Below are 9,833 nucleotides of genomic sequence, written 5' to 3' on the forward strand. Positions count from 1 at the left end.
TCCTCGGCGGCGAGCGCGGCCCGGTAGGCGGCGTCGAATTCGCGGACGTCGACCCGGCTCGACGGCGTGTCGCGCCAGCACAGGTCGCGCCCGGTGACGACCAGGGACGGCGGATCGCCCAGCACCCGGCGCAGCTGGTGCAGCTCGCGGCGCAGGTTCGTGAGCGCCTGCGCGTCGGTGGAGTCCGGCCAGAACAGCCCGGCGATCCGGCGCCGGGGCTGCGCCAGACCGGCGTGCACGACGAGGTGCGCCACGAGCGCGACCGACCGCGGCGACCGCGTCAGCACGGCCCCGGTCGCGTCGTCGGCGATCACCTGCTCGCCCAGCAGCGAAACGCGCAGCACCCCGTCACGCTAGTCCGGCCGCCGGGTCGCGGGCGGATCTTCACCGGTGAGGGGTTGCGCCGGGGCGCCCGGGTGCGCAGGCTCGACGTCGTGAGCGAGCACGAGTACGACCTCATCGTCATCGGTTCGGGCCCCGGCGGGCAGAAGGCCGCGATCGCGGCGGCGAAGCTGGGCAAGCGGGTGGCGGTCGTGGACCGGCACGACATGGTCGGCGGGGTGTGCGTCAACACCGGCACGATCCCGTCCAAGACGCTGCGCGAAGCGGTGCTCTACCTGACCGGGATGAACCAGCGCGAGCTGTACGGCGCGAGCTACCGCGTCAAGCAGGACATCACCATCGCCGACCTGCTCGCGCGCACCCAGCACGTCGTCGGGCGCGAGGTCCAGGTCGTGCGCGCGCAGCTGATGCGCAACCACGTCGACCTCATCCCCGGCACCGGCTCGTTCGCCGACGCGCACACGGTGGTCGTCGAGAGCAAGCACCCGGGCGATCGCCGGACGTTGAGCGGGGACCACATCGTCATCGCCACCGGCACCCGGCCGGCGCGGCCCGGCCACGTCGACTTCGACGCCGCGCGCGTCCTCGACTCCGACGAGATCCTGCGGCTGGAGCAGATCCCGTCGTCGCTCGTGGTGGTCGGCGCCGGCGTGATCGGCATCGAGTACGCGTCGATGTTCGCCGCGCTCGGCTCGCGCGTGACCGTGGTCGAGCAGCGCGACCAGATGCTCGACTTCTGCGACCCGGAGATCGTCGAGTCACTGAAATTTCAGTTGCGCGACCTCGGCGTCACGTTCCGCTTCGGCGAGAAGGTCGCGGACGTCGCGGTTTCCGACGACGCCACGATCACCACCCTGGTCAGCGGCAAGCGCATCCCGGCCGACGGCGTCATGTACTCCGCGGGCCGCCAGGGCATGACCGGCGACCTCAACCTGGAAGCGGCGGGCCTGACCGCGGACGGCCGCGGCCGGCTGGTCGTCGACGAGAACTACCGCACGGAGGTCCCGCACATCTACGCGGTCGGCGACGTGATCGGCTTCCCGGCACTGGCGGCGACGTCGATGGACCAGGGCAGGCTGGCCGCGTACCACGCGTTCGGCGAACCGTCGAACGGACTGGGCGCACTGCAGCCGATCGGCATCTACACCATCCCGGAGATCTCGTACGTCGGCGCGACGGAGGCCCAGCTGACGTCGTCTTCGGTGCCGTACGAGGTCGGGATCGCGCGCTACCGCGAGCTGGCGCGCGGGCAGATCACCGGCGACAGCTACGGGATGCTCAAGCTCCTGGTGTCCACGACGGACCGGAAACTGCTGGGCGTGCACGTCTTCGGCACCGGCGCGACCGACCTGGTCCACATCGGACAGGCGGTGATGGGCTGCGGCGGGACGGTCGACTACCTGGTGGACGCGGTCTTCAACTACCCGACGCTGTCGGAGGCGTACAAGGTGGCGGCGCTGGACGCGACGAACAAGATCCGGGCGCTGGACCGCTTCTCGTCCTGAGTGGGCGGAGCCTCGGCCCGGCGCGGTGCCGGCATGTAGTGAATGACTCATTCATGTCGTCCGACGACATGAATGAGTCATTCACGTCGTTCGCACCTCACCGCGCGCCGCCCCAGGGCCCTGTCGTCCGGCGAGGTGAATGACTCGTTCATGACGTTGCGGGCCGGCTGGGCAGTGGCGCCGGGTAGGGCCGCGGTGTCTTGAATGAGTCATTCAGGACCTCCGAAGACCTGAATGACTCATTCAAGACGTCGGCGAATCCGCCGTCGAGCGAGCCGCTGCAACTTCGCCGGACCCTGGCCCGGCACGTCGTTCGCACCCCACGACAGCCCGCCTCAGGAACCACACCAGTACCACCCGATTTCCCCTGCCCCGAACCGGTTTGACACCCGACTAGAACGTATGTTCGACTGACCGCGTGCGATGGGATCGGCAGCGAGCAGGGGAGGGTGAGCCGGCACTGCCCGGGCTGGAGGGCCTGGTGCGTTCCGTGCGGTCACCGGAATTCGACGGCGTCACCTTCCACGAGGTGCACGCGCGCTCGGTGCTGAACAAGGTGCCCGCCAGCTCCGGGGTGCCGTTCGGGTGGACCGTGAACCCCTACCGCGGCTGCTCCCACGCCTGCACCTACTGTCTCGAAGGCGGCACGCGGATCCTGATGGCCGACGGCCGCACCAAGGCGCTGGCCGAGCTGAAGGTCGGGGACGCCCTCTATGGCACCCGCGGCCACGGCGCCGCCCGGCGGCTGGTGCCGACCCGGGTCGAAGCGCACTGGACGACCTTGCGCGCCGCCTACCGGGTGACGCTCGACGACGGGACGCGGCTCGTCGCCGGCGGGGATCACCGGTTCCTCACGAGCAAGGGGTGGAAGCACGTCACCGGCAGCAAGTTCGGCGCCGCCCAGCGGCCGCACCTCGAGGCCGGGACCGAGCTGATCGGGGTCGGGCGGTTCGCGCCGACGCCGGACGAGACGCTCGGGTACCGCGCCGGGTACCTCTGCGGGATGCTGCGGTCCGGCGGGTTCGCCGCGGAGCCCGACGCCGCCGCCCGCGCGCTCGAGTACCTGCCGGACTTCGGGTCGTCCGTCGGGTTCCTCAAGGTGCCGCCGGACCCGGACGCGCACTGGCAGCGTGGGTTCCTCGCCGGCGTCTTCGACCTCGCGGGCGGCTACGGCCGCGGCATCCTCACGATCGCGCACGACGAACCCGAGATCACCGACGCCGTCGCCGCCGCGCTGGCGCGGTTCGGCTTCGCGCGCCAGCTCGACGAGGTGCCGAAGTTCCCGTCGCGGCAGGAGGTCCGGCTGCTCGGCGGTGCCGGGGAGGTGCTGCGGTTCCTGCACGTGAGCAACCCGGCGGTGACGTGGAAGCGGTCGCTGGACGGCACGGTGATCGGCGCGAGCCGCCGCCGCGTCGAGGCGGTCGAGCCGCTGGGACTGCAGCTGCCGCTGTTCGACATCACCACCGGCACCGGCGACTTCATCGCCGACGGCATGGTGTCCCACAACTGCTTCGCCCGGAACACCCACACCTACCTCGACTTCGACGCCGGCCGCGACTTCGACACCCAGGTGGTCGTCAAGGTCAACGCCCCGCAGGTGCTCACCGCGCAGCTGAAGAAGCCGTCGTGGCGGCGCGAGCACGTCGCCATGGGCACCAACACCGACCCGTACCAGCGCGCGGAAGGCCGCTACCGGCTGATGCCGGGCATCATCACGGCGCTCGCGCGCTCCGGCACCCCGCTGTCGGTGCTCACGAAGGGCACGGTGCTGGCGCGGGACCTGCCGCTGCTGCAGGACGTCTCCGCCGACGTGCCGGTCGGACTCGCGGTGTCGCTCGCGCTGCTCGACGGCGAACTCCAGCACCGCCTCGAACCCGGCACGCCGAGCCCGCGGGCGCGGCTCGAGCTGATCCGCAAGGCCCGGGACGCCGGGCTGCCGTGCTCGGTGCTGGTGGCGCCGGTGCTGCCGTGGCTGACCGACTCCGCCGAGGCGCTCGACGCCCTGTTCGCGCAGCTCGCCGACGTCGGCGCGTCGAGCGTGACGGTGTTCCCGCTGCACCTGCGGCCCGGCGCCCGCGAGTGGTTCGGCCGCTGGCTGGCCGGTTCGTACCCGGCGCTCGTCCCGCGGTACCGGGAGCTGTACGCGCGCGGGAGCTACGTCCAGAAGGCGTACCGGGAGCGGCTCGCCGAGCGCGTCGCGCCCCTGCTGCGGCGGCACGGGCTGGCGCCCAAGACCGGCTACGACCCGCGTGACCCCGAACCGGCGGCCGCCCCGGAGCCGGCCGCGCCCGCCGAGCAGCTGCGCCTGCTCTGACGGTCCACTGTGGACCATCCGGGTGACGCGCTGCGCCGTTCGACGTAATCGCCGGGCCCGGTGCCCCGCGTTGTCCTGGGCTTGCGGGAAAATGTCCCATCGTGTCGTTGTCGTCCCGCGTCACCGGCGCCTAACGTCGAAGGGATCGATCCCGGAAGGAGCGGAGGGTGACGACCTCGCAGACCGATCGCGTCGCGGCCGCCCGGCTCGCCTGGGCCGCGCTGAAGCTGACCCGGGCCGGACGGCACCCCGTCGGCGTCGACCGGCTCGCCGCGATCGTCGGCGTCGCCCCCGCCGAAGCCCGGCGGCTGGTCGAGCTGATCGGCTTCACCCTGCACCGCGACCTCGTCTCGACCGGACCGGCCCCGCGCGGCGCCCACCACCGGCCGGAGCCCGCCGAAGGCACCCTCGGCGCCGGCCCGGACGGCTCGGTCGACATGTTCCTGCTGGCCATCGCCACCGGCGAGCGCGTGCACGCGGCCGCGGTCTGCCCGGTCACCGGCACCCACATCCGGATCGACCTGACGAGCCACGGGATCCTGCAGGCCGACCCGCCGTCCGCGGTGGTGGCCGCGATCGACCTCGGCTTCGGGCTGGAGAACGTCGACGCGGTGGCCTGCGCGGGCCAGCCGTTCTTCGCCTCGGCGTCGGCCGCGGCGAGCTGGCTGGTGGCGCACCCGGGCGGCCGGATCTACCAGGTCGCGGCCTACCTGGCCCAAGCTCACCGGCTGGTGGCGGCGCTGGAGGCCCGGCCCAAGCACGTCCTCTGAAGCGAGCGCCCGCCGACGTCGTAGGCTGGGCTGTTCGTTAGCCTTGTCGTGGCGACAACCGCCGCTCGAAAGCCCATCTCGAAGGAGAGCAGTCGCAGTGCTCCGCACCCACCAAGCCGGCACCCTGCGTGCCGGACAGGCCGGACAGACCGTCACCCTCACCGGATGGGTGGCCCGGCGGCGCGATCACGGCGGCGTCATCTTCATCGACCTGAGGGATGCCAGCGGCGTCGCGCAGGTCGTCTTCCGCGAGGGCGAGATGGCCGAGCGCGCGCACGCGCTGCGCTCCGAGTTCTGCGTGAAGATCGTCGGCGAGGTCGCGAAGCGCCCCGAGGGCAACGCGAACGCCGAGATCCCCACCGGCGAGATCGAGGTGCTGGCCACCGAGCTCGAGGTGCTGTCGGAGTCCGCGCCGCTGCCGTTCCCGATCGACGACCGCGTCGACGTCGGCGAAGAGGTCCGCCTCAAGCACCGCTACCTCGACCTGCGCCGCAGCGGCCCGGCCGCCGCGATGCGCCTGCGCAGCGAGGTCAGCCGCGCCGCGCGCGAGGTGCTGCACGCCCAGGACTTCGTCGAGATCGAGACCCCGACGATGACCCGCTCGACGCCCGAAGGCGCGCGGGACTTCCTCGTCCCGGCCCGGCTCAAGCCCGGCTCCTGGTACGCGCTGCCGCAGTCGCCGCAGCTGTTCAAGCAGCTGCTCATGGTCGGCGGCATGGAGCGGTACTACCAGATCGCCCGCTGCTACCGCGACGAAGACTTCCGCGCCGACCGCCAGCCCGAGTTCACCCAGCTCGACATCGAGATGAGCTTCGTCGAGCAGGACGACGTCATCGACATCGGCGAGCAGATCGTCTCGGCGCTGTGGAAGCTGATCGGGCACGAGATCCCGCGGCCCATCCCGCGCATCACCTACCACGAGGCGATGGCCAAGTACGGCTCGGACAAGCCGGACCTGCGCTTCGACCTCGAGATCACCGACATGACGGAGTTCTTCGCCGACACGCCGTTCCGCGTGTTCCAGGCTCCGTACGTCGGCGCGGTCGTCATGGCTGGCGGCGCCGACCAGCCGCGCCGCCAGCTCGACGCGTGGCAGGAGTGGGCGAAGCAGCGCGGCGCGCGCGGCCTCGCGTACATCCTCGTCAACGAAGACGGCACCCTCGGCGGCCCGGTCGCGAAGAACCTGTCCGAGACCGAGCGCGAGAACGTCGCCGCCGCGGCGGGCGCCAAGCCGGGCGACTGCATCTTCTTCTCCGCGGGCAAGGCGTCGAGCACGCAGCCGCTGCTCGGCGCCGCGCGCGACGAGATCGGCAAGCGCCTCGGCCTGATCGACGAGAACGCCTGGTCGTTCGTGTGGGTCGTCGACGCGCCGCTGTTCGCGCCGGTCGAGGACATCGGCGACGATGTCGCGGTCGGCTCCGGCAAGTGGACCGCCGTGCACCACGCGTTCACCTCGCCGACCCCGGAGTGGATCGACAAGTTCGAGCAGGACCCGGGCAACGCCCTGGCCTACGCCTACGACATCGTCTGCAACGGCAACGAGATCGGCGGTGGCTCGATCCGTATCCACCGCGGCGACGTCCAGAAGCGCGTGTTCAGCCTGATGGGCCTCGGCGAGGAGGAGGCGCAGGAGAAGTTCGGCTTCCTGCTCGACGCCTTCGCCTTCGGCCCCCCGCCGCACGGCGGCATCGCGTTCGGCTGGGACCGGATCGTCATGCTGCTGGCCAAGGCCGACTCGCTGCGTGACGTGATCGCGTTCCCGAAGACCGGCGGCGGCTACGACCCGCTGACCGCGGCGCCGGCGCCGATCACGGCGCAGCAGCGCAAGGAAGCCGGCATCGACGCGAAGCCGGCCCCCGCCCCGCAGAACTAGTGCTGCACCTCAGGGCCGTGTGCCCGCCGGAGAAGACCGCCGAGGCGCTCGAAATCCTGCGGGCACACGCCGGGACAGCGCACCTGATCGTGCACCGCGGTGCCGCCGTCTCGCCCGAAGGCGACCTGGTCGAGGCCGACATCGCGCGCGAGGCGGCGGACGAGATCATCGAGGCGCTGTGCGTGCTCGAGCTCGACCACACCGGCGGCATCACGCTCGAAGGGCTCGACACGGCGCTCTCGGACGCCGCCGACCGGGCGGAAGAGGCGGCGCCCGGCGAGGGCGCGGACGCCGTCGTGTGGGAGGAGCTGCTCGCGCGCACCGGCGAGGAGTCGCGGCTCAACGTGACGTTCCTGGCGTTCCTCACCATCGCCTGCCTGCTGGCCGCGGTCGGCGTGCTGACGGACTCCGCGGTGACGATCGTCGGCGCGATGGTCGTCGGGCCGGAGTTCGGCCCGCTGGCCGCGCTGGCGGTGGGGGTGGTGCTGCGGCGCTGGGACCTCGTGCGGCTGGCCGGTGCCGCGCTCGGCGTCGGCTTCCCGCTGGCGATGGCCGTCACGCTGGGTGGCGCGCTGCTGGTGCGGGTGACCGACGTCTTCGGGGAAAAGGCGTTCGAGCTGAAGCAGCACAGCGACGTCGACTTCGTGTTCTCGGTCGGGGTGCCGTCCCTGGTCGTGGCGATGCTCGCCGGCGCCGCGGGGATGCTCGCCATGACGTCGGCGAAATCGGCCGCGCTGGTGGGCGTGTTCATCTCCGTGACGACGGTTCCCGCCGCGGGTTACGCGATGGTGGCGGCCGTGGCGGGGGAGTGGAGCCGATGCCTCCAATCGGTGGGACAGCTGCTCGTGAACCTTCTCGGAATCGTTGCAGCAGCGGCCATTGTGTTGATCGTGCGCCGGAATGGGCAACGTTCACCCGTGGGGATGCGTCCGCTTTCACGCGGGTGACCCGTATCCGGGTGGGATGCGTCTTCTTGTCCGGATGTCAGTAGTCATGGTTGCTCAGTCACGAGTAGGGTCGGTGCCAATGACAGTCGACACCTCCTCCACCGGCGACGCTGGGGTCGGGGCAGGAGCCGAGCAGCTCGCCGTCGCCGCGGCGGTCGCGGCGGGCGAGTCCGTTCTTTCGCGCCGGTTCGGCAGCGCGATCACCCTGGTCGCCCCCGAGGACCTCGCGGGAAGCGGGCCGGCGACGGTGGTCCGCGCGCGGGTGGTGTCGTCGTCGTTCGCGCTGCCACGCACGGTGGTCGTCAAGCACTACCCGGACCCGCCGGGGCCGGGCGCCGACCCGTTCGCCCAGGAGGCGGTCAGCTACCAGCTGTTCACGGCGCTGGCCCCGGACGAGCGGATGTGCCCGGAGCTGCTCGCCCACGACGGCCGCGACCGCGCGCTGGTGCTGGAGGACCTCGGCCGCACCCCGACGCTGGAGGACAAGCTCTACGCGCGCGACTCCCGCGCCGCCGAGCGCGCGCTGCTCTCTTGGGCCCGCTCGCTGGGCAGGCTGCACGCGAGCACCGCGGGCCGCGAAGCGGACTTCAACGCCCTGCTGCGGCGCCTCGGCGGACCGGCGAAAGGGGACGAAAGCGGCGTCGACGAGCAGTGCGCGGGCGTGCCCGCCCTGATCCAGGAGCGGCTCGGCATCCCGGTCCCGGACGCGGTCCGCGCCCAGGTCACGGCGGCTTTGGAGCAGTCCCGCTCGGCGGGCTTCCGCGCGTTCAGCCCGGTCGAGCTCAGCCCGGACAACAACCTGGTGACCGGCGAGGGCGTCCGTTTCCTGGACTTCGAGTACGGCTGCGTCCGCTCGGCCCTGATCGACGCGGCGCACCTGAGGCTGCCGTTCGCGAGCTGGCCGGACGCGCTCGCCCTCCCGGCGGGCATGAGCGAAGCGATGATCGCGGCCTGGCGCGCGGAGGTGGTGGGCGTCTGGCCGGCGTTCGCCGACGACGAGGCGCTGGCGGGGCACCTGACGACCAGCGAGCTGCTGCGGGTGTGGCTGATCACGGGGGAGGAGCTGGCGTCGTTGGACCTGTCCCGGCACGCGGCCCCGGTGAGCCGTGAGGCGGCGTTCGTGACGTGGTGGCGGGATCTGGCGAAGCACGCGGGGTACGTGCGGATGACGGCGGTGTCGGAGTTCGCGGCCCGGGTGGCGGCGGCATTGGCGGCGAAGCTGGGACCGCACGCGGACCTGGCGTTCTACCCGGCGTTCCGCTGAGCCCAAGCGCCCCAATGGGGTTGTTTCATCCTGGTTGTGGCTGGTCAGGGTGTCGGGTTCGTGGTGGTTGCCTGTGGTGACACGAAGTGCCGCTGGGACCAGCGTGGCGAACCTGGAGATAGGTGAAGCCCTCGGCAGGATCGAGATGTGAGTCAACCATCCGCCGAGGGCTTCGGTCCTCTTTCCTACCAGGTCACCCTTCCACTGTCCGGACAGACCCTGCAGCTGGTCGCGGGGTTGATCCGTGCCCACCGCCAGCGGTTGCGGTCCCGCTGGCGCAAAGCCGGCCCCGCCCAGCAGGCACTGGTCGTCCTGGCCGTGCTGCGCGACGATCCGCGCCTGACCCACCTCGGGGCCGGCATGGGCGTGTCCGCCTCTACGGTCCGGCGGTGGGTGCTGGAAGTCATCACCCTGCTCGCCGTCCGCGCCGCCCGCCTGAACCGGGTCCTGCGACGCCAGGCCGCCCGGGCCGCGGCGGTGGTGCTGGTGGACGGCACCCTGATCCGGACCCGCCGCCGCACCGGCAAAGCCAACCGGGCCAACTACAACGGCAAACACAGACATCACGGCCTGGTCGTGCTCGCCCTGACCGACGAGACCGGCCGGTTGTTGTGGGTGTCGGCGGCGTTGCCGGGCAAGACGGCCGACATCACCGCCGCCCGCCGGCTGCGGATCCGCCAGCACCTGCACGCCCACGGCCTGACCCCGGCCGGGGACAAAGGCTTCCACGGCTGGCACAAAGACGTCCGCACCACCCGCGAATGCCCGGACTGTGAGGGACCGTGCGAGCAGATCGTGCTCACTCCCTACAAAGCCGA

7 protein-coding genes and 1 pseudogene are annotated in these 9,833 nt (G+C 71.8%); 7 read left to right on the plus strand and 1 reads right to left on the minus strand.

Annotated elements, in window-relative coordinates; all coding sequences use genetic code 11:
* Positions 1–344, minus strand: a pseudogene (locus G3I65_RS52800) (SARP family transcriptional regulator); the annotation flags it as partial.
* A 90-nt stretch (positions 345–434) separates the two neighbouring features.
* Here G3I65_RS52800 and sthA point away from each other — a divergent pair.
* The 7 genes from sthA to G3I65_RS52835 all read left to right on the plus strand — a co-directional run.
* Positions 435–1,847: a Si-specific NAD(P)(+) transhydrogenase gene (gene sthA / locus G3I65_RS52805; RefSeq protein ID WP_309236094.1), complete on the plus strand. Its 1,413-nt coding sequence runs from the start codon at positions 435–437 to the stop codon at positions 1,845–1,847.
* A 418-nt stretch (positions 1,848–2,265) separates the two neighbouring features.
* On the plus strand, positions 2,266–4,161 hold the full coding sequence (locus G3I65_RS52810; RefSeq protein WP_309236095.1) for an intein-containing Rv2578c family radical SAM protein: 1,896 nt from the start codon (positions 2,266–2,268) through the stop codon (positions 4,159–4,161).
* Between the two features lie 167 nt (positions 4,162–4,328).
* Entirely contained in the window at positions 4,329–4,931 is a 603-nt protein-coding gene (merB, locus tag G3I65_RS52815) for an organomercurial lyase (RefSeq protein WP_160703761.1), read from the plus strand.
* A 97-nt stretch (positions 4,932–5,028) separates the two neighbouring features.
* Complete coding sequence (gene aspS / locus G3I65_RS52820; RefSeq protein ID WP_160703763.1) at positions 5,029–6,804, plus strand: aspartate--tRNA ligase; 1,776 nt, start codon at positions 5,029–5,031, stop codon at positions 6,802–6,804.
* Positions 6,804–7,751: a DUF389 domain-containing protein gene (locus tag G3I65_RS52825; RefSeq protein WP_163046913.1), complete on the plus strand. Its 948-nt coding sequence runs from the start codon at positions 6,804–6,806 to the stop codon at positions 7,749–7,751. Before aspS ends, G3I65_RS52825 begins: the two co-directional genes overlap by 1 nt.
* 79 nt (positions 7,752–7,830) lie before the next feature.
* Positions 7,831–9,015 carry a phosphotransferase gene (locus tag G3I65_RS52830; RefSeq protein ID WP_160703765.1) on the plus strand — a complete coding sequence of 395 codons (1,185 nt, stop codon included), beginning with the start codon at positions 7,831–7,833 and terminating at the stop codon, positions 9,013–9,015.
* Between the two features lie 147 nt (positions 9,016–9,162).
* Positions 9,163–9,833 (plus strand): transposase family protein (locus G3I65_RS52835; protein ID WP_160696989.1); only part of this gene is annotated, 671 nt, incomplete at its 3' end.

Origin of the sequence: Amycolatopsis sp. SID8362 (assembly GCF_010550475.1) — a bacterium.
GTDB lineage: Bacteria > Actinomycetota > Actinomycetes > Mycobacteriales > Pseudonocardiaceae > Amycolatopsis > Amycolatopsis eburnea.

Bases quoted from the DNA above. Each gene is read 5' to 3' on its own strand.
- G3I65_RS52830 (WP_160703765.1), top strand. From the start codon at position 7,831: ATGACAGTCGACACCTCCTCCACCGGCGACGCTGGGGTCGGGGCAGGA.